This window comes from Acidovorax sp. GW821-FHT11A03 (assembly GCF_058809075.1).
The window spans coordinates 82597-100025 of the sequence record NZ_JBXASG010000001.1; the positions used below are offsets into that span (position 1 = coordinate 82597).

At 69.0% G+C, this 17429-nt stretch carries 19 protein-coding genes; 13 read left to right on the forward strand and 6 right to left on the reverse strand.

Features of this window, described 5'->3' with window-relative positions:
* The 13 genes from AC1RVY_RS00385 to AC1RVY_RS00445 all read left to right on the forward strand — a co-directional run bounded on the left by AC1RVY_RS00385 (position 1) and on the right by AC1RVY_RS00445 (position 10627).
* Positions 1-957 carry a sulfonate ABC transporter substrate-binding protein gene (locus tag AC1RVY_RS00385; RefSeq protein ID WP_492804794.1) on the forward strand — a complete coding sequence of 319 codons (957 nt, stop codon included), beginning with the start codon at positions 1-3 and terminating at the stop codon, positions 955-957.
* A gap of 172 nt (positions 958-1129) precedes the next feature.
* Complete coding sequence (locus AC1RVY_RS00390; RefSeq protein ID WP_492253426.1) at positions 1130-1351, forward strand: hypothetical protein; 222 nt, start codon at positions 1130-1132, stop codon at positions 1349-1351.
* Between the two features lie 26 nt (positions 1352-1377).
* Complete coding sequence (ssuD, locus tag AC1RVY_RS00395) at positions 1378-2541, forward strand: FMNH2-dependent alkanesulfonate monooxygenase (protein ID WP_492804796.1); 1164 nt, start codon at positions 1378-1380, stop codon at positions 2539-2541.
* Positions 2542-2564: 23 nt separating this feature from the next.
* The gene (locus tag AC1RVY_RS00400) at positions 2565-2939 is read left to right on the forward strand and encodes a VOC family protein (protein ID WP_218294613.1); all 375 of its coding nucleotides are present in this window, start codon (positions 2565-2567) and stop codon (positions 2937-2939) included.
* The gene (ssuC, locus tag AC1RVY_RS00405; RefSeq protein ID WP_492804798.1) at positions 2936-3808 is read left to right on the forward strand and encodes an aliphatic sulfonate ABC transporter permease SsuC; all 873 of its coding nucleotides are present in this window, start codon (positions 2936-2938) and stop codon (positions 3806-3808) included. The genes AC1RVY_RS00400 and ssuC overlap by 4 nt, the downstream gene beginning before the upstream one ends.
* Positions 3809-3994: 186 nt before the next feature.
* Entirely contained in the window at positions 3995-4966 is a 972-nt protein-coding gene (locus tag AC1RVY_RS00410) for an aliphatic sulfonate ABC transporter substrate-binding protein (RefSeq protein ID WP_492804799.1), read from the forward strand.
* A gap of 4 nt (positions 4967-4970) precedes the next feature.
* On the forward strand, positions 4971-5783 hold the full coding sequence (locus AC1RVY_RS00415) for an ATP-binding cassette domain-containing protein (protein WP_218341002.1): 813 nt from the start codon (positions 4971-4973) through the stop codon (positions 5781-5783).
* Positions 5784-5868: 85 nt separating this feature from the next.
* Positions 5869-6084: a TOBE domain-containing protein gene (locus AC1RVY_RS00420; protein WP_007857120.1), complete on the forward strand. Its 216-nt coding sequence runs from the start codon at positions 5869-5871 to the stop codon at positions 6082-6084.
* A gap of 234 nt (positions 6085-6318) precedes the next feature.
* On the forward strand, positions 6319-6975 hold the full coding sequence (locus AC1RVY_RS00425) for a TetR/AcrR family transcriptional regulator (protein WP_492804801.1): 657 nt from the start codon (positions 6319-6321) through the stop codon (positions 6973-6975).
* A 106-nt stretch (positions 6976-7081) separates the two neighbouring features.
* Positions 7082-8083, forward strand: a complete 1002-nt coding sequence (locus AC1RVY_RS00430) for an NADP-dependent oxidoreductase (protein ID WP_492804803.1) — start codon at positions 7082-7084, stop codon at positions 8081-8083.
* An 89-nt stretch (positions 8084-8172) separates the two neighbouring features.
* Positions 8173-8880 carry an SDR family oxidoreductase gene (locus AC1RVY_RS00435; RefSeq protein ID WP_218294619.1) on the forward strand — a complete coding sequence of 236 codons (708 nt, stop codon included), beginning with the start codon at positions 8173-8175 and terminating at the stop codon, positions 8878-8880.
* A 350-nt stretch (positions 8881-9230) separates the two neighbouring features.
* Complete coding sequence (locus AC1RVY_RS00440; RefSeq protein ID WP_492804805.1) at positions 9231-9446, forward strand: TOBE domain-containing protein; 216 nt, start codon at positions 9231-9233, stop codon at positions 9444-9446.
* 215 nt (positions 9447-9661) lie between these two features.
* Complete coding sequence (locus AC1RVY_RS00445; protein WP_218294620.1) at positions 9662-10627, forward strand: CysB family HTH-type transcriptional regulator; 966 nt, start codon at positions 9662-9664, stop codon at positions 10625-10627.
* Between the two features lie 37 nt (positions 10628-10664).
* Here AC1RVY_RS00445 and AC1RVY_RS00450 read toward each other — a convergent pair whose 3' ends face one another.
* From AC1RVY_RS00450 to AC1RVY_RS00475, 6 genes are all read right to left on the reverse strand, one after another.
* The gene (locus AC1RVY_RS00450) at positions 10665-11201 is read right to left on the reverse strand and encodes a hypothetical protein (RefSeq protein ID WP_492244910.1); all 537 of its coding nucleotides are present in this window, start codon (positions 11199-11201) and stop codon (positions 10665-10667) included.
* 71 nt (positions 11202-11272) lie between these two features.
* Complete coding sequence (locus AC1RVY_RS00455; RefSeq protein WP_492804808.1) at positions 11273-13630, reverse strand: ATP-dependent DNA helicase; 2358 nt, start codon at positions 13628-13630, stop codon at positions 11273-11275.
* Positions 13627-14448 carry a hypothetical protein gene (locus AC1RVY_RS00460; protein WP_492804810.1) on the reverse strand — a complete coding sequence of 274 codons (822 nt, stop codon included), beginning with the start codon at positions 14446-14448 and terminating at the stop codon, positions 13627-13629. Before AC1RVY_RS00460 ends, AC1RVY_RS00455 begins: the two co-directional genes overlap by 4 nt.
* 96 nt (positions 14449-14544) lie before the next feature.
* On the reverse strand, positions 14545-15693 hold the full coding sequence (dgoD, locus tag AC1RVY_RS00465; RefSeq protein WP_218341009.1) for a galactonate dehydratase: 1149 nt from the start codon (positions 15691-15693) through the stop codon (positions 14545-14547).
* Positions 15690-16379, reverse strand: coding sequence for a 2-dehydro-3-deoxy-6-phosphogalactonate aldolase (locus AC1RVY_RS00470; RefSeq protein WP_492804812.1), 690 nt, complete (start codon positions 16377-16379; stop codon positions 15690-15692). Before AC1RVY_RS00470 ends, dgoD begins: the two co-directional genes overlap by 4 nt.
* Complete coding sequence (locus tag AC1RVY_RS00475; protein WP_492804814.1) at positions 16376-17422, reverse strand: 2-dehydro-3-deoxygalactonokinase; 1047 nt, start codon at positions 17420-17422, stop codon at positions 16376-16378. The genes AC1RVY_RS00470 and AC1RVY_RS00475 overlap by 4 nt, the downstream gene beginning before the upstream one ends.
* Between the last annotated feature and the right edge of the window lie 7 nt (positions 17423-17429).

Sequence of the window (17429 nt, forward strand, 5' to 3'; positions counted from 1 at the left end):
ATGACGACTTCGATCTCCCTGTCCCGCCGCCGCCTCGTCCAGGGTGCGGCCAGCGCCATCGCGCTGCCGGCCTTCGGTGCGTTGGCGCAAACCCCCGCCCGTGAGTTCCGCATCGGCCACCAGAAGGGCTTCCTGAGCCTGCTCAAGGGCCGGGGCACGCTGGAAAAGCGCCTGACACCGCTGGGTGTCTCCATCAAGTGGACCGAGTTCACGGCCGGCCCCGTGCAGCTGGAGGCACTGAACGTCGGCTCCATCGACTTCGGCGACGTGGGCGAAGCCCCCCCGATCTTCGCGCAGGCCGCGGGCGCCCCGCTGGCCTATGTGGCCGCCACCGTGCCCCGCCCCAAGGCCGAGAGCGTGCTGCTGCCCAAGGGCTCGCCCATCAAGACCGTGGCCGATCTCAAGGGCAAGAAAGTTGCACTCAACAAGGGCAGCAACGTGCATTACTTCCTGGTCAAGCTGCTGGAAAAGCACGGCCTGAAGTACAGCGATGTGAACGTGGCCTTTCTGCCGCCCGCCGATGCGCGTGCCGCTTTTGAAAAAGGCTCCGTGGACGCTTGGGTGATCTGGGACCCGTTTGCCGCTGCCGCCGAAAAGACGCTGGACGCCCGCCTGCTGGCCGACGCCACCGGCGTGGTGGGCAACCGCGCCTACTACTTCTCGTCGCTGCAGTACGCCGACAAGAACACCGACGTGCTGCGCATCGCCATCGAAGAGATCAACAAGATCGACATCTGGGCCAAGGTCAACCGCGACCTGCTGGCGGCCGAACTGGCCCCGCTGTTCGGCATCCCCAGGCCCGTGCTCGATTTGTCCACGTCGCGTGCCGAGTACGGCACGGGCCCGGTCACGCCCGAGATCCTGGCCGAACAGCAAAGGATCGCCGACACCTTCTTCGACTTGAAGCTGATTCCCCAGCGCATCCAGGTGCGCGACGTGGCGCGCTCGCCGTGGTAGGGGCCGGGGCGCACCCCCTGAGCCGCTTCGCGTCTTCCCCCTCTCCTACGGGAGGGGGACGCACCCGGTGGCCTGGCAGAGCCAGTTCCACGGGTGCACTGGCCTGGGCCGCGCCAGTTTTGAACGCCATGCGTCACACAGTCCGCCGCAATTGAAACCAAGGAGCCCTGACATGCCCAACGCTTTCGCAAACCCTGTCCACGACGCAGCACGCCGCGTGCTGCGCACCACGGCCAACGCCTGGCGCCTGAAGGCGCCGGCGCGCAGGCCGGTCCGCACGCGCAACCGTGTGCATGCCGGTGTGCGTGCCGATGTGGCGGCGGGGGGCATGCGGGCGTGTCCATTGCGTTTCGGCTTTTCGCTGGCGGGCTACGGCCTGGCCTTCTCCTATTGATGACCCCCACACGGCAAAGCGACACCATGAAAATCTACTGGTTCATCCCCACCCACGGCGACAGCCGCTACCTTGGCACGGCCAAGGGCGCACGCCAGCTCAGCCTCGAATACCTGCAGCAGGTGGCAGTGGCCGCCGACAGCCTGGGCTACGAAGGCGTGCTCATTCCCACCGGCCGCTCGTGCGAAGACCCGTGGGTGATCGCATCGAGCCTGCTGGCGGTCACGAAGAAGCTCAAGTTCCTGGTCGCGGTGCGCCCCGGCCTGCACCAGCCCGCGCTGGCCGCCCGCATGGCCGCCACCTTCGACCGCCTGTCGGGCGGGCGCTTGCTCATCAACCTGGTGACCGGTGGCGACCGGGCTGAGCTGGAAGGCGATGGCGTGTTCCTGGACCACGCCACGCGCTATGAGCAGTCGGCCGAGTTCATCCGCATCTGGCGCGAAATCCTCACGCGCAGCCACCGGGGCGAGACCTTCGACTACGAGGGCAAGCACCTGTCCGTCAAGGGCGCCAAGCTGCTGTTCCCGCCGCTGCAGGAGCCGCACCCTCCGGTGTACTTCGGCGGCTCGTCCGACGCAGCGCACGACCTGGCGGCCGAGCAGGTCGAGACCTACCTCACCTGGGGCGAGCCCCCCGCCGAGGTCGCCAAGAAGGTGGCCGACGTGCGCGCCAGGGCCGCCAAGCACGGCCGCACCGTGAAGTTCGGCATCCGCCTGCACGTCATCGTGCGCGAGACCGATGCGCAGGCCTGGGCCGCAGCCGAAGAACTCATCAGCCATGTGGACGACGAAACCGTGGCGCGCGCGCAGTCGGTCTTTGCGCGCATGGACTCCGAAGGCCAGCGCCGCATGGCCGCGCTGCATGCCGGGGGCGTGAAGCGCAGCCGCGCAGACCTGGAGATCAGCCCCAACCTGTGGGCCGGCGTGGGCCTGGTGCGCGGTGGCGCGGGCACTGCCCTGGTGGGCGACCCCGAGACGGTGGCCGCCCGCATCACCGAATACGCGAACCTGGGGCTCGACCACTTCGTGCTGTCGGGCTACCCGCACCTCGAAGAGGCCTACCGCTTTGCGGAGCTGGTGTTCCCGCTGCTGCCCGTGGGCGTGCGCGAGAAGCTCACCGGCGGCAATCCGCTGGGCCCGTTCGGCGAAACCGTGGCCAACGACTTCGTGCCACGCGCTTCGCAAAGCTGACCGCACCGACGAGGAGCCACGCCATGAGCATCCAGTCCATCAACCACGTGCAGCTGGCCTTTCCGGCCGGTGCCGAGGCGCCCATCCGGCGCTTCTATGCCAGCCTGCTGGGGCTGCCCGAAGTGCGCCTGCAGGCGGGCAACACGCTGCGCTTTGCGGCGGGCACCCAGCGCATCGACCTGGTGCCCACCGAGCACTGGCAGCCCGCGCCCGCGGTATCGCACCTGGCCTTCGAGGTGCAGGACCTGCCCGCATTGCGCCACCGCCTGCTGCAGGCCGAACTGGCGCTGGTGGAAAACCGCGCACTGCCCGGCTACCTGCGCTTTTACGTCAAGGACCCGGCGGGCAACCAGCTGGAGTTCTTGGAGCCTGACCACGAACCGGAAATCAACCCATGACACAGACAAAGACTGTCCGAGAGCTGCAGGTATCGCCCGTGGCCGACTCCGTCGATCTGCCGATCGAGAGTCCCTTGCTGCCCGCGCCGCTGGCCCGCTTCCTTGCCAGTGTTGCGCAGCGCCTGCTGCCCTGGGCCGTGCCCGTGGGGCTGATCGTGCTGTGGCAGATCGCGTCGTCGCAGGGATGGCTCTCCACCCGGGTGCTGCCCGCGCCCCTGGAGGTGATCAAGGCCGCCTGGACGTTGACCGTGTCGGGCGAGCTGTGGACCCATGTCAAGGTGAGCGCGGGCCGCGCGCTGGCGGGCCTGGCGATCGGCGGTGGCCTGGGCCTGCTGCTGGGCCTGCTCACGGGCTCGGTGCGCGTGTTCGAGACCTTGCTCGACTCCACCATCCAGATGGTGCGCAACATCCCCGCGCTGGCGCTGATTCCGCTGGTCATCCTGTGGTTCGGCATCGATGAGTCGGCCAAGCTGTTCCTCATCAGCGTGTCGGTGTTCTTCCCGATCTACCTCAACACCTTCCACGGCATCCGCAACGTGGACCCCGGTTTGATCGAGATGGGGCGCACCTACGGCCTCGGCCGCTGGCAGCTGTACAAGCAGATCATCCTGCCCGGTGCGCTCTCCAGCATCCTGGTGGGCCTGCGTTTCTCGCTGGGCCTGATGTGGGTGATCCTGATCGTGGCCGAGACCATCTCCGCGCAGGCGGGCATCGGCTACCTCACGATGAATGCGCGGGAGTTTCTGCAGACCGACATCGTGCTCGTGGGCATCCTGCTGTACGCGCTGCTGGGCAAGCTGGCCGATCTGTTCGCCAAGGGCCTGGAGCGCTACTGGCTGCGTTGGCATCCTGGGTATGCAACCCCCTGAGCCGATGCGCGGCTTCCTCCTTCTCTCTACGCGCTGCGCGCTAGGGGAAGGGGGGCGACACCGGCGCGGCGGCGGGGCGGCCCTTGCGCGGCGTCTCTCGCACCGGGCGCGCCAGTTGCAGGGGATGCGGCGATGCATCGGCCCCTGAGTTGCCAAGTTCCTCCTCATTTCAAGTTATCGACCACCATGACCACCCCTTTCCACATTCATCGGCGCACCATGCTGGGTGCCATCGCCGCGCTGTCGAGCGGCCTGGCCGCCGCGCAGGGCAAGCCTGAGACCCTGCAAACATTGCGCATAGGACTTCAAAAATCCTCCACCCTCACCACCATCCTGCGCACGCGCGGCACGCTGGAGCAGTTGCTCGCGCCGCTCAACGTCAAGGTGACGTGGCACGAGTTCACCAGTGGCCTGCCGCTGCTCGAAGCGCTGAACCTGGGCAACATCGATGTGAGCGCCGACGTGGCCGACACCGTGCCGGTGTTTGCCCAGGCAGCGGGCGCCAACCTCACTTTCGTGGCGCAGGAGTCGCCTTCGCCATCCGCCCAGGCCATCGTGGTGCGCGCCGACTCGCCCATCAAGACGGTTGCCGACCTCAAGGGCAAGAAGATCGGTTTTGCCAAGGCCGCTGGCGTGCACTTCTTGTTGATCGCCGCGCTGGAAAAGTCGGGCCTGGCGTTCAAGGACATCGAGCCCGCGTACCTGACCCCCGCCGATGGCCGCGCCGCCTTCGAGCGCGGCGCCATCGACGCCTGGGTGGTGTGGGACCCGTTCCTCGCTGCCGTGCAAAAGCAGTCCACTGTGCGGGTGCTGGCCGACGGGCGCGACCTGGCCTCCTACCAGCGCTACTACCTGGCAGGCACTTCGTTTGCCCAGGCGCGGCCCGACGTGCTGCGCGTGTTCTTCACCGAGCTGCAAAAGGCTGGCGTCTGGGTCAAGCAAAGCCCCAAAGACGCGGCCGCGCTGCTGGCACCCGTGTGGGGGCTGGATGCGGGCGTGATCGAGCTGGCCAACAGCCGCCGCAGCTACGAGGTGGGCGCCGTGGTGCCCGCAGCCCTCACCGAACAACAACGCATCGCGGATGCCTTCTTTGCCGAAAAGCTGTTGCCCAAGCGCGTGAACGCGCTGGACGTGCCGCTGTTCAAGACCGGAGCCTGACACCATGACCCAGACGACCCACACCCCCGCCGCGCAAGGCGTGCGCCTGGAAGTGCGCGGCGTGGACAAGCGCTACGGTGCGCGCGACGTGCTCAAGAAGACCGAACTCGTGATCGAGCCCGGCCAGTTCGTGGCCATCGTGGGCCGCAGCGGCTGCGGCAAGAGCACGCTGCTGCGCCTGGTGGCCGGGCTCGAATCCGTCTCGGGCGGCGCGATCCGCCTGGACGGCAAGGACGTGGCCGGGCTGAGCGACGACACCCGCATCATGTTCCAGGACTCGCGCCTGCTGCCCTGGAAGCGAGTGGCCGACAACGTGGCCCTGGGCCTGCCGCCTGCGCGGCGCGGCGCCGCCGCCGATGTGCTGGCGCGCGTGGGCCTGGGTGACCGCCTGACCGAGTGGCCAGCACGCCTGTCCGGCGGCCAGCGCCAGCGCGTGGCCCTGGCCCGCGCCCTGGTGCACAACCCGCGCCTGCTGCTGCTCGACGAGCCCCTGGGCGCGCTCGATGCGCTGACCCGCATCGAGATGCACCGCCTCATCGAAGGCCTGTGGCGCAGCAGCGGCTTCACCGCGCTGCTCGTGACCCACGATGTGCAGGAGGCCGTGGCCCTGGCCGACCGCGTGATCCTGATCGAGGACGGCCAGATCGCGCTGGACCAGCGCATCGACCTGCCACGCCCGCGATCGCACGGCGACGCTGCCTTTGCCGCCATTGAAAAACGCATCCTGGACCGCGTGCTGCAAAAGCCCGACGGCGAGCCGGCGCACGAAGCGCCGTGGCCCGGCGTGCCTGCGCATGGTCTGCGCTGGGCGGTGTAGCCGTTTCTGGCGCCTGCTGCCTTTCATTGCTTTCTTTCTTCTGTCATTCCTTTCTTCGCCCTACGGCCCCATCAAGGAGAACCCCATGTCCATCCAAGCCATCAACGTCCGTAACCAGTTCAAGGGCAAAGTCCGCGAGATCGTGCGCGGCGATGTCGTCTCCGAGGTCGATGTGGAAACCCCCTGGGGCATCGTCACGTCGGTCATCACCACGCGCTCGGTGGACGAGCTGGCGTTGGTCGTGGGCTCCGACGTGGTGGCGCTGGTCAAGTCGACCGAGGTGTCCATCGCCAAGCTGTGAGTGGATGTGAGAGAAATATGCCCTTACCGCTTGCTGGTAGGGCGCAAGGCGCTATAAAAAATGTAGTGTTTGTAGATGGACTATGCAGCGCCGGTCACGGCGGCCTTTCGCTCCTCAGGCCCTTTCGCAGGGCCTGAGTCTCTGGTGTCGAGGGGGCAGGGGGCTTGGGTGGATGGGACCTCGCAGAAGCAGCGGCGCAGACGGCCGGGATTGCGACACAGAGTGACATGTCGTATGATGCGCATCATGTCAAAGTCCTCGCCCCATTCCAGAGCCGCCGCCAAGGAGGCCACGCACGAGCGCATCGTGTCGGTGGCCTCGCGCGCGATCCGGCGCCAGGGGTACCACGGCACGGGCGTGGCGGACATCATGAAAGAGGCGGGCCTGACGCACGGCGCCTTCTACGCGCACTTCGACTCCCGCGAGGCCATGCTGGCCGAGGCGGCCGCCAAGGCGTGCACGGAATCCGCAGCGCTGGCGGCCGGTGCCGCGGCCGGCGAGCCGTCGCCCCGCGCGCTGGCCGCCATGCTCTCGGCCTATCTGTCGCGCCAGCATGTCGAGAGCGTCGAGATGGGCTGCCCGCTGGTCGCCCTGGGCTCGGAGACATCGCGCCAGGCGCCCGAGGTGCGCCGCGTGGCCACCCGGCACATCAAGGAAATGGTCGACCTCATCGCGCGCCAGTCGCCGCAATGGGGGCAGCCCGGTACGCACGAGCAGGCGCTGGTCACCATGGCCACCATGGTGGGCGCCCTGGTGCTGGCCCGCGCGGTGGACGAGCCCGCGCTGTCGGACAGCCTGCGCGAGGCCGCGCTCAAGTACCTGACGCAGCTGACGAATTCGACGCACGCTGCAGACTCTGCGCCTGCCACGCCGCCCGGCGCGCCCGGCTGACTCCCCCAGTAGCGCGCTTTTTTTTGCCTTTACATATGATGATCATCATGCGAATTTGCTTGCGAGCTGCACGGTTCTGCGCTTTGCCCCTCACCCAGGATGCCCCATGAAAGCCTTTGTCCTCGACCGCTATGCCAAAAAGGCCGCGCTGCGGCTTGCCGATATGCCCGCCCCGGATCTGCGCGACGACGAGGTGCTGGTCTCCGTGCATGCGGCGGGAATCAACCAGCTGGACTCGAAGATCCGCGACGGTGAGTTCAAGCTCATCCTGCCCTACAAGATGCCCCTCGTCCTCGGGCATGACGTGGCGGGCGTGGTGGTCAGCGTGGGGCCGTGTGTGCGGCAGTTCAAGCCCGGCGACGAGGTCTACGCCCGGGCCGACGATTTCCGCATCGGCGCCTTTGCAGAACTCATCGCCGTCAAGGAGTCCTCGCTGGCGCTCAAGCCCCGGGGCCTGACGATGGAAGAGGCGGCGTCGATCCCGCTGGTGGGCCTCACGGCCTGGCAGGCGCTGGTGGAAAAGGCGCAGCTGAAAAAAGGCCAGAAGGTCTTCATCCAGGCGGGGTCCGGCGGGGTGGGCACCTTTGCCATCCAGCTGGCCAGGCACCTGGGTGCCACCGTCGCCACCACGGCCAGCGCGGGCAATGCGGCGCTGGTCCAAAGCCTGGGCGCCGACGTCGTCATCGACTACAAGACGCAGGACTTCGAAGAGGTGCTGCGCGACTACGACGTCGTGCTGCACAGCCAGGACGGCAAGGCGCTGGCCAAGTCGCTGCGCGTGCTCAAGCCCGGCGGCCAGGTCGTCTCGATCTCCGGCCCGCCCGACCCGGCATTCGGCCAGACCCTTCGCGCGCCCGGCTTGGTGCGGCTGGTGATGCGCCTGCTGAGCGCGGGCACCCGGCGGCGCGCCAAAGCGCTGGGCGTGGGCTACTCGTTCCTCTTCATGCGGGCACACGGTGCGCAGCTGCGGGAGATCACGCGCCTTGTCGAAGCGGGCGCCATCCGCCCGGTGGTCGACAAAGTCTTTCCGTTCAGCGCCACCAACGATGCCCTGGCCTATGTGGAAGCGGGCCGCGCCAAGGGCAAGGTCGTCATCAAGGTGGTGTGAGCCAGCAGGCCGCTGCACATCCCTTTTTCACACGCCGTCAGTCCCCACCCAACCTCCCATCCGTTCAACCTGTCCCTCTGGAGATTTCCATGAAGATCGAAAACGCTGTCGTCCTCATCACCGGTGCCAACCGCGGCATCGGCCTGGCATTTGCGCGCGAGCTGCTCGCCCGCGGCGCACGCAAGGTCTACGCCGGTGCGCGCGACCCCGCCACCATCACGCCCCAGCCCGGCGTGCAGGCCCTGCGCCTGGATGTCAACAACCCGGCCGATGTAGCGGCCGCTGTGGCAGCGGCGCCCGACGTGACACTGGTGATCAACAACGCCGGCATCGCCCAGCCCGGGGGCTTTCTGGCCGCCGACAGCGAAGAGGTCGCGCGCCGCCTCTTCGACACCAACTTCTTCTCCGTGCTGCGTGTCAGCAAGGCGTTCGCACCCATCCTCGCGGCCAACGGCGGCGGCGCGCTGCTCAATGTGCTGTCGGTGGCGTCGTGGGTCAACGGCGGCGAGCTGGCGGCATATTCGGCCAGCAAGTCCGCCGCCTGGTCGCTGACCAACGCGCTGCGCCACGAACTGGCGGCGCAAAAGACGCAGGTGCTGGGGCTGCACATGGCCTATGTCGATACCGACCTGACGCGCGGCTTCGACGTTCCCAAGTCGAGCCCGGAGCAGATCGTGCAGCGCGCGCTGGACGGCCTGGCGGCAGGCGCGGACGAAGTGCTGGCCGATGAACTCACGCAGCACGTCAAGCTGTCGATGACGGCCACGCGGCCGAGCTACCTGCCGCAGCCCGCCTGAGACACCAGCGACTTCCCCGGCTGAACCGGCCGCTCCCATTCGCCCCGCCAGATCGAAAGGTCTGGCGGGGCGGCTGCGTTTTGCAGCGGCCATCGGGTGGGGCGGCCCGAACAACGGTGCACTCCCAGGGCCCGTGCTTATGCCGTGGCGGCTGCAACTCATGCCCCACACATCTAAGTCAAAGCTTATGAGTAATGACCATTTATTCGTATAAGAAACTTAATTTACATTGCTTCTGGTTGTTTAGTTTTGTGGGTGCGTAGCGGGTGACCCCGCGCGACCGATCGTTGTCGAAGCCCGCCACCGCCAAGTGCCTGCCCATTCTTTTTCCATCTTCCAGGAGCCTTTCCATGTCCATCCAAGCCATCAACGTCCGCAACCAGTTCAAGGGCAAAGTGCGCGAAATCATTCGCGGCGACATCGTCTCCGAAGTCGATGTCGAAACCCCCTGGGGCATCGTCACGTCGGTCATCACCACCCGCTCGGTGGACGACCTGGCCCTGGTCGTGGGCTCCGACGTGGTGGCGCTGGTCAAGTCCACCGAAGTGTCCATCGCCAAGCTGTGATCCGGATTTGATGAAAATGGGCCGCCGGCGCTTTCTGGTAAAGCGCTGGCAGCTATTGAAAATATAGCGAACGCCTGTTTGCGCAGGGAGGCCGGCGAGGCGCGTGCACCGGTTCGGTTCAGGCCGGGCGACGAGGTCTGCGCGCGGCGGGCCGATTTCCGCGCGGGTGGCCATGCCGAGCGGGCCGCCCCGCCCATCCATCTCTACAGGGACCCATGAATTTTCAGCAACTGCGCTCCGTGCGCGAAGCCGTGCGCCGGGGCTTCAACCTCACCGAGGTGGCCAACATGCTGCATACCTCGCAACCCGGCGTGAGCCGGCAGATCCGCGAACTGGAAGAAGAACTGGGCGTGGAGATTTTCGTGCGCGCGGGCAAGCGCCTCACGGGCCTGACCCCGCCGGGCGCAGTCCTGCTGCCCACGGTGGAGCGTCTGCTGCTCGAAGCCGACAACCTCAAGCGCGCGGGGCAGGATTTCAGCGACAGCGCGCAGGGCCGCCTGTCGGTGGCGGCCACGCACTCGCAGGCGCGCTACGCGCTGCCGCAGGTGGTGCGCGACTTCCGTGCGCTGTTTCCGCAGGTGTCGCTGCACCTGCACCAGGGCTCGCCGCGCCAGGTGGCCGAGATGCTGCTCAGTGGCGAGGCCGATATCGGCGTCGCCACCGAAGCGCTCGCGGGCTATGACGCGCTGGTCACGCTGCCGTGCTACCGCTGGACGCACAGCATCGTCGTGCCGCCCGGCCACCCGCTGCTGGAGTTGCAGGCGCCGGTCACGCTGGAGCAGCTTGCGCAGCACCCCATCATCACCTACGAGCTGGGCTACACGGGCCGCGCGCACATCGACGAAGCGTTTGCCCGCGAAGGCATCGCGCCCGACATCGTGCTGACGGCCATGGACGCCGACGTGATCAAGACCTATGTGGAGCTGGGCATGGGCGTGGGCATCGTGGCATCGATCGCGGTGGACGCCGAGCGCGACCGCCACCTGCGGCTCATCGACGCGGGCCATCTGTTCGAGGTCAACCTCACGCGGCTGGGCCTGCGCAGGGGCGCCTGGCTGCGCGGCTACGCCTATCACTTCATCGAGAGCTTCGTGCCCACGCTCACGCGCGAGGCGGTGGAGAAGGCCGTGCAGCAAGGCGCGCAAGGGGCGGGCGAGCTTTCGGAGCCGGTGGACCGCTGACGCGGGGCCCGCGGCACCAGCCCACGGGGCGCGGCCGTCAGCGCGGCAGGCAGCCCGCCATGCCCTGGCCGGGCGCGGACACATCGGCCAGTGTGAGGGCCACCGTGGCGTCGTCCCGCCCCGGCGTCTTGGTCAGGCGCGAGCCATTGTTCCACCGCCACTGCCGGCCGTCGAAGCTGTAGATGAACGTGTGCGTGCGGTTGGACACCAGGTGGGCGGGCGTGAGTGTGATGGCCTGGGCGTCGGCCTCCGACGCGGCGGCGGCCCGGGCCTCGTTGTCCTTGACCACGATCTTGCCCACATAGGGGGTGATGGCGGATTCGGTGCGTGTGAGCTCATGCTGCACCTGGGCGGGGCTGTGGCCGAGCTTGATCCATGGGCCGGCGCCCAGGCGCTGCACGGCGGGCGTGCGCCCGGCCAGGAACCCGGTGCACGATGCGACGATGGCGTCAAACCCCGCCTGGGCCGCGCTGGCCGGGGCTGCCGGGGTGGCACCCGAGCCCGAAGGCCTGTCGCAGCCCGCCAGGGCGATGGTGAGGAGCAGAACCAGGGGGACGCGCAAGGGGAGGGACATGGGATGTGTGGCGGGCGGGATGCACTGGGGCCATTGTGAGCCGCGCGGAGGCCGCCGGGGCTTGACCGGGATCAAGTCTTTGCATTGCCCGCGTGGGCGGCGTCCAACCCGGCGCGGCGGGGCGCCCCGCACACCCACCAGCCTGGCAGCAGCGCTTGCACGGCGTCCCGGCCATAGCGGTCGTCCATCAGGTGCACCACGCCCTCGTCGGTGGGGGTGCGGATCACGCGCCCGGCCGCCTGCACCACCTTCTGCAGGCCGGGGTAAAGATAGGTGTAGTCGTAGCCCGCCCCGAACAGGGTTTGCATGCGCTGGCGGATCTGCTCGTTGACGGGGTTGACCTGGGGCAGGCCCAGCGTGGCCAGGAAGGCGCCGATGAGGCGCTGGCCCGGCAGGTCGATGCCCTCGGCGAAGGCGCCGCCCAGCACCGCGAAGGCGATGCCCTGGCTGGTGTCGGTGAAGCGATCGAGGAACTGCCGCTGCTCCGCTTCCAGCATGCGGCGCGACTGGCACCAGTGGGGTACCTCGGGGTGGCATTGCGCAAACAGCGCCGCCGCCTGCTGCAGGTAGTCGTAGCTGCTGAAGAACGCGAGGTAGTTGCCCGGCCGCGCGTGGAACTGCCGCGCCATCAGCGCCACGATGGGAGGCAGCGACGCGCCCCGGTCCGCGTAGCGGGTGGAGATGTGCCGTGCCACCCGCACCTGCAGTTGCGCGGCCTGGAACGGGGACTCGACATCGATCCAGCAATGCCCGGCGGGCAGCCCCAGCAAATCGGCGTAGTAGCGCGCGGGCTGCAGCGTGGCCGAGAAGAGCGTGCTGGTGTGTGCTGCTTCCAGCCGGGGCTGCAGGAAGGGCGCGGGCACCACGTTGCGGATGCAGACCAGCGATTCGCCCGGCGTGGGCGCCTTGCCGCCCGGGGCCGCAGCGGGCCGCGTGATGTCCACCAGCGAATGCGCATCCAGCAGCTCGGCCATGCGCACCACGTGCAGGGCATCGAAGTAGAAGGCCTGCAGCGCCGGATCGGGCTGCGCCGGCTGGTCGGCGAAGTGTTCGGTGAGCGTGCTGCCGCACTGCTGCAGCGCGGCCAGCAGCTTGTCGGGGAAAGCCTCCAGCACGGCATAGCCGCCGGTTTGCGCCTTGTCCAGCGCCACCCAGCAGCGGCGCACCTTGTCCAGAGCCTTCTTCACGGGGGCATGGCGCGCGGCGGTGGCGCTGCGGCGGGCCTCGGCCAGCGCGGCGGGGCGCAGCTCGGCGGTGTACATCTTGCGGCCTCGCTCGACGAGGTTGTGCGCCTCGTCCACCAGCAGCGCCGCGCGCCAGCCATTGGCCTGGGCCAGGCCGTGCAGCAGCCCGCCCATGTCGAAGTAGTAGTTGTAGTCGCCCACCACCACGTCGGCCCAGCGCGCCAGCTCCTGGCTCAGGTAGTAGGGGCAGACCTGGTGCTGCAGGGCGGCCTCGCGCACGCGCGCCTGGTGCAGTGCCACCCGCTGATCCGCGCCGCCGTCCGATGGCTGCAGCGCGGCGGCGCGTGCGGCGGGCAGGCGGTCGTAGAAGCCCTGGGCCAGCGGGCAGGATTCGCCGTGGCAGGCCTTGTCGGGGTGCTCGCAGGCCTTGTCGCGCGCCACCAGTTCCAGCACGCGCAGCGGCAGGGCGGGGGCGCTGCCACACAGGCGCGAGAGGGTGTCCAGGGCCGTCTGCCGCCCCGAGGTCTTGGCGGCGAGGAAGAACACCTTGTCCAGCCGCTGCGCGGGCACCGCCTTGAGCAGCGGAAACAGAGTGCCCATGGTCTTGCCGATGCCCGTGGGCGCCTGGGCCAGCAGGCAGCGGCCAGCGGAGGCGGCCTTGTAGACGGCTTCCGCCAGGGGGCGCTGGCCGGTGCGAAAGCCGCCGAACGGGAAGGCCAGTGCCGTGAGCGCCGCGTCCCGCGCGGCGCGGTGCGCCACCTGCGCCTCGGCCCAGGCGATGAAGCGCTCGCACTGCGCCTCGAAATGCCGCTGCAGCTCGGAGGCGGCATGGCGTTCGGTGAACACCGTCTCCTGCTGGCTGCCGATGTCGAAGTAGACCAGCGCCAGGTCGATGTGGGCCAGGCCTTCCTGCGCGCACAGCAGCCAGCCGTAGATGCGCGCCTGGGCCCAGTGCAGCGCGCGGTGCGAGGCGGGCTGGCGGTCGAGCCGGCCCTTGAAGGTCTTGACCTCGTCGAGCCGGCCATGCTCGGGGTCGAAGCCATCGGCCCGGCCGCGCACGCGCAGGCCCTTGTAGCTGCCAGCCAGCGCCACCTCGGCGCGGTAGCCCGCGCCCCGGCGCGCGGCGGCCACCGCATGGCCGGCCATGCCTTCCAGCGCCGTGGGGGCGGGCGTGAAGCGCAGGTCCAGGTCGCCCTGCTTGGCGGTGAACTCGCACAGCTCGCGCACCGCCACGGTGTAGGTCATGGCATGTCCGCGGGAGGCAGTTCGCCAGCACCGGGCTCGCCCAGGTGGGCCTGTGCCGTCTCGTCCTCGCCGCGCAGCGGCGTGGCCTTGCACAAGGCCATCCACACCGCGAAGGGCAGGGTGCAGCTCGCATGGCGCGCGGGGCGCAACAGCTCGAAGCGGCCATCGTCCAGCCCGCCATGCAGCACCCAGATGCCGAAGTGTTCGGGAATCTCGTCGGGCTCAGCCACGCCGGCCGGGAACACGTAGTAGCATTCCTCGCACAGCCACTGGTAGGCTTGGCGCTTGGCATCGTGGCGCAGGTCCGACAGCAGATCGGATCGGCTGTACTTGATCTCGTGCACCATGGGCTGCAGGTAGGCCGGCACGCTGGTATTGCGCACCGAGAACAGGTCCGGCCGCGCCATGCGCCAGACCTTGGCTGCGGTGCGGCTGGCGGGCGTGTCTTCGCTCCACAGCGGGCTGCTGGTGGCCGGGATGGGGGCAGGGGCTTCGGGCACAGCCCCGTCGATCACGGCGCGCAGCGACAGCTCACGCCAGACGATGCGGCCCGAGGCCAGCAGGTGCCCGGCAAACTTCTGGCCCAGGCGGTCGTGCGCGCTCAACGCCCGCGCGCCACGCTGGCGCGCCTGTGCCAGGGTGCGGATACCTTCCTCGGTCAGGCGCAGCGTCTCGCAGCCTTCGGGCGAGGTGTGCAGCACCACCAGCTGCGCGGCCAGCAGGTCAATTTCCAGCGCATCCTTGCACGGCCAGCCCGCCGAACGCCAGATCTGCATCAGGCGCGCGCGGTGAAAGCGGGTGAGGGTGAGCGGTGTCATGGCACAAGGATAAAACACTGATTGTAATTACAGTGTTATGCCCGGGCGCCACCTGCTTTCCGGACGCTCGGTACACCCCGGCCGGCATGCGGCCCGTCACCATTCGGCGAAGCTGCCGTCGCGGTGGCGCCACACGGGGTTGCGCCAGCGGTGGCCTTCGGACGCGCGTTCGCGCACATACGCCTCGTTGACCTCAATGCCCAGGCCGGGGCCCTGGGGAATGGCCACCATGCCGTCCTCGTACGCGAACACCTCGCCGTTGGACACGTAGTCGAGCAGGTCGTTGCTGGCGTTGTAGTGGATGCCCAGGCTCTGCTCCTGGATGAAGGCGTTGTAGCAGACGCCGTCGAGCTGCAGGTTGGCCGCCAGCGCGATCGGCCCCAGGGGGCAGTGCAGGGCCAGGGCCACGTCGTAGGCCTCGGCCATGGTGGCGATCTTGCGCGTCTCGGTGATGCCGCCCGAGTGCGAGGGGTCGGGCTGGATGATGTCCACATAGCCCTCGGACAGCACGCGTTTGAAATCCCAGCGCGAGTACAGCCGCTCGCCCAGCGCGATGGGGGTGGACGAGAGGTGCGCCAGCTCCTTCAGGGCCTCGTAGTGCTCGCTGAGCACGGGCTCCTCGATGAACATCAGCCTGTAGGGTTCGAGCTCCTTGAACAGCACCTTGGCCATGGGCTTGTGCACGCGGCCATGGAAGTCCACGCCGATGCCCACGTTGGGCCCCACCGCCTCGCGCACGGCGGCCACGTTCTGCAGGCATTTCTCGACCTTGTCGAAGCTGTCCACGTACTGCATTTCCTCGGTGCCGTTCATCTTCACCGCGGTGAAGCCGCGCTCCACGGCGGCCTTGGCCGCCGCCGCGGTCTCGCTGGGCCGGTCGCCGCCGATCCAGCTGTAGACCTTGATGCGCTCGCGCACGCAGCCGCCCAGCAGCTCGGACACGGGCACGCCCAGGGCCTTGCCCTTGATGTCCCACAGCGCCTGGTCGATGCCCGCCAGCGCACTCATGTGGATGCCGCCGCCGCGGTAGAAACCGCCGCGGTAGAGCACCGTCCAGTGGTCCTCGATGTGGCGCGGGTCCTTGCCGATCAGGTAGTCGCCCAGTTCCTCGACGGCGGCGGCCACGGTGTGGGCCCGGCCTTCGAGCACGGGCTCGCCCCAGCCGACGATGCCTTCGTCGGTCTCGATTTTCAGGAAGCACCAGCGTGGTGGCACCAGGAATGTGGTCAGTCGGGTGATCTTCATGGGGCAGGATGCAAAGCGGAAGTGGAAGAGGCGGCGGAGGACGCGCCGCCGTAGGCGCCGCGCCAGGCCTGGATGAAGGCCGCGGCCTGGCGGGCCACGTCGGGCGCGGTGTCCCCCGGACGGTAGAGGGCCGAGCCCAGGCCGAAGCCGCTGGCCCCGGCTGCCGCGTAGGTGGCAATGGCCTCGGGCACGATGCCGCCCACGGGCACCAGCGCCATGGGCGGGGTGATCACGGCGCGCCAGGCCTTGAGCACATGCGGGGGCAGGGCTTCGGCCGGAAAGAGCTTGAGCATGTTGGCGCCCGCCGCCAGCGCGGCATAGGCCTCGGTCAGCGTGGCCACGCCGGGCGCGCACGCCATGCCGGCCGCGCGTGCGGTGCGGATCACTTGGGGGTCGCTGTGGGGCATGACGATGATCTGCCCGCCTGCCGCCGCCACATCGGCACAGGCCTCGGGCGTGAGCACCGTGCCTGCGCCCACCAGGCAGTCGGCGGGCAGCGCGTCGCGCAGCGCGCGGATGCTGGCCAGGGGCTCGGGGGAGTTGAGCGGCACCTCGATGATGCGAAACCCCGCGTCGTACAGCGCATGGCCAATGGCCACCACCTCATGGGGCTGCACGCCGCGCAGGATGGCGATCAGGCCGCAGTGCTGCATGGTGTTGAAGAGGTTCTTGTCGATGGGGTTCATGCGGCTTGGCTCCTGGGGGATGGTGTTTGCTGTGCGCCAGGGGTAACCAGCCCGGCTGCCAGCGCGATCTGCCACAAGCCAGTGACCGTGGCTTGGGCGGCAATAGTGGGCGGCGCGAAGCCGCAGGCCTGCAGGGCGATGGCGTAGCGGCGGCACAGGTCGGCCTCGCCGCACAGCACCAGCGGGAGGGGGGCGGGGCCGGTGGGCGGGTGCAGGCGCGCCAGGCTGGCGATCTCGTGGCCGATGAGGATGCCCGAGAGGTAGTCCGCCTGTGCCGTGGCGGGCAGTGCGCCGGTCAGGCCCAGCGTGCGCGTGCTGAAGATGTGCGACAGCAGGCCCGGGGCGGCATCGCTGCCGCGCGCCACCTGCAGGCCTTGCGCGAATGCGGCGTCGTCGGGATCGGCCGGGGCCTGCATCGTCCGGCCCAGGATGGTGTGGCCGCGCAGTACGGCAAACACTTCGCCCGTCATGAAGGTGTGGAACCGATCGATGCTGCGCCGGGTGCCGTCTCTCTGCGCCACCACCCACTTGCTGTGCGTGCCCGGCAGGCCCACGAGCAGCGGGCCTTGGCCCGCCAGGGCGGCATCGGCCAGCACGCCCAGCACCTGCGTCTCTTCGCCGCGCATCACATTGGGCAGGCCGGAGCGCTGCAGCAGCCCGGGCACGATGTGCAAGGGTGCGGCGTTGCCACGCTGCACCACGGCCAGCCCGCGCGCCAGGTCGTCCAGCGAGGTGGGGGTGTCGATGTAGCGGGCTTCGCGCCAGCCCTGTGCGCTGCCCACCATGCCGCAGGCCAGCACGGCTGCCGAGGGCAGGGCGGCCAGCCAGTCGCCGCAGGCGTCCTGCAATGCGCGCTCGAAGGCCATGCCGGGCTCCGCGTCGGCCTGCGCGGCGGGGGGCGGGGGCAGGTTCATGATGCCCCAGGGGCGGCCGCGCTGTTCCAGCACCTGCCCGCCGGCACCCAGGCGGAAGGCGCGCAGCGAGCTGGTGCCCCAGTCCAGGGCCACCAGGCGGGTGTCCGAGAGGTTGGCGGTGTCGGCCATGGCGCGC

Bases quoted from the DNA above. Each gene is read 5' to 3' on its own strand.
- AC1RVY_RS00385 (WP_492804794.1), top strand. From the start codon at position 1: ATGACGACTTCGATCTCCCTGTCCCGCCGCCGCCTCGTCCAGGGTGCG.
- AC1RVY_RS00390 (WP_492253426.1), top strand. From the start codon at position 1,130: ATGCCCAACGCTTTCGCAAACCCTGTCCACGACGCAGCACGCCGCGTG.
- ssuD (WP_492804796.1), top strand. From the start codon at position 1,378: ATGAAAATCTACTGGTTCATCCCCACCCACGGCGACAGCCGCTACCTT.
- AC1RVY_RS00400 (WP_218294613.1), top strand. From the start codon at position 2,565: ATGAGCATCCAGTCCATCAACCACGTGCAGCTGGCCTTTCCGGCCGGT.
- ssuC (WP_492804798.1), top strand. From the start codon at position 2,936: ATGACACAGACAAAGACTGTCCGAGAGCTGCAGGTATCGCCCGTGGCC.
- AC1RVY_RS00410 (WP_492804799.1), top strand. From the start codon at position 3,995: ATGACCACCCCTTTCCACATTCATCGGCGCACCATGCTGGGTGCCATC.
- AC1RVY_RS00415 (WP_218341002.1), top strand. From the start codon at position 4,971: ATGACCCAGACGACCCACACCCCCGCCGCGCAAGGCGTGCGCCTGGAA.
- AC1RVY_RS00420 (WP_007857120.1), top strand. From the start codon at position 5,869: ATGTCCATCCAAGCCATCAACGTCCGTAACCAGTTCAAGGGCAAAGTC.
- AC1RVY_RS00425 (WP_492804801.1), top strand. From the start codon at position 6,319: ATGATGCGCATCATGTCAAAGTCCTCGCCCCATTCCAGAGCCGCCGCC.
- AC1RVY_RS00430 (WP_492804803.1), top strand. From the start codon at position 7,082: ATGAAAGCCTTTGTCCTCGACCGCTATGCCAAAAAGGCCGCGCTGCGG.
- AC1RVY_RS00435 (WP_218294619.1), top strand. From the start codon at position 8,173: ATGAAGATCGAAAACGCTGTCGTCCTCATCACCGGTGCCAACCGCGGC.
- AC1RVY_RS00440 (WP_492804805.1), top strand. From the start codon at position 9,231: ATGTCCATCCAAGCCATCAACGTCCGCAACCAGTTCAAGGGCAAAGTG.
- AC1RVY_RS00445 (WP_218294620.1), top strand. From the start codon at position 9,662: ATGAATTTTCAGCAACTGCGCTCCGTGCGCGAAGCCGTGCGCCGGGGC.
- AC1RVY_RS00450 (WP_492244910.1), bottom strand. From the start codon at position 11,201: ATGTCCCTCCCCTTGCGCGTCCCCCTGGTTCTGCTCCTCACCATCGCC.
- AC1RVY_RS00455 (WP_492804808.1), bottom strand. From the start codon at position 13,630: ATGACCTACACCGTGGCGGTGCGCGAGCTGTGCGAGTTCACCGCCAAG.
- AC1RVY_RS00460 (WP_492804810.1), bottom strand. From the start codon at position 14,448: ATGACACCGCTCACCCTCACCCGCTTTCACCGCGCGCGCCTGATGCAG.
- dgoD (WP_218341009.1), bottom strand. From the start codon at position 15,693: ATGAAGATCACCCGACTGACCACATTCCTGGTGCCACCACGCTGGTGC.
- AC1RVY_RS00470 (WP_492804812.1), bottom strand. From the start codon at position 16,379: ATGAACCCCATCGACAAGAACCTCTTCAACACCATGCAGCACTGCGGC.
- AC1RVY_RS00475 (WP_492804814.1), bottom strand. From the start codon at position 17,422: ATGGCCGACACCGCCAACCTCTCGGACACCCGCCTGGTGGCCCTGGAC.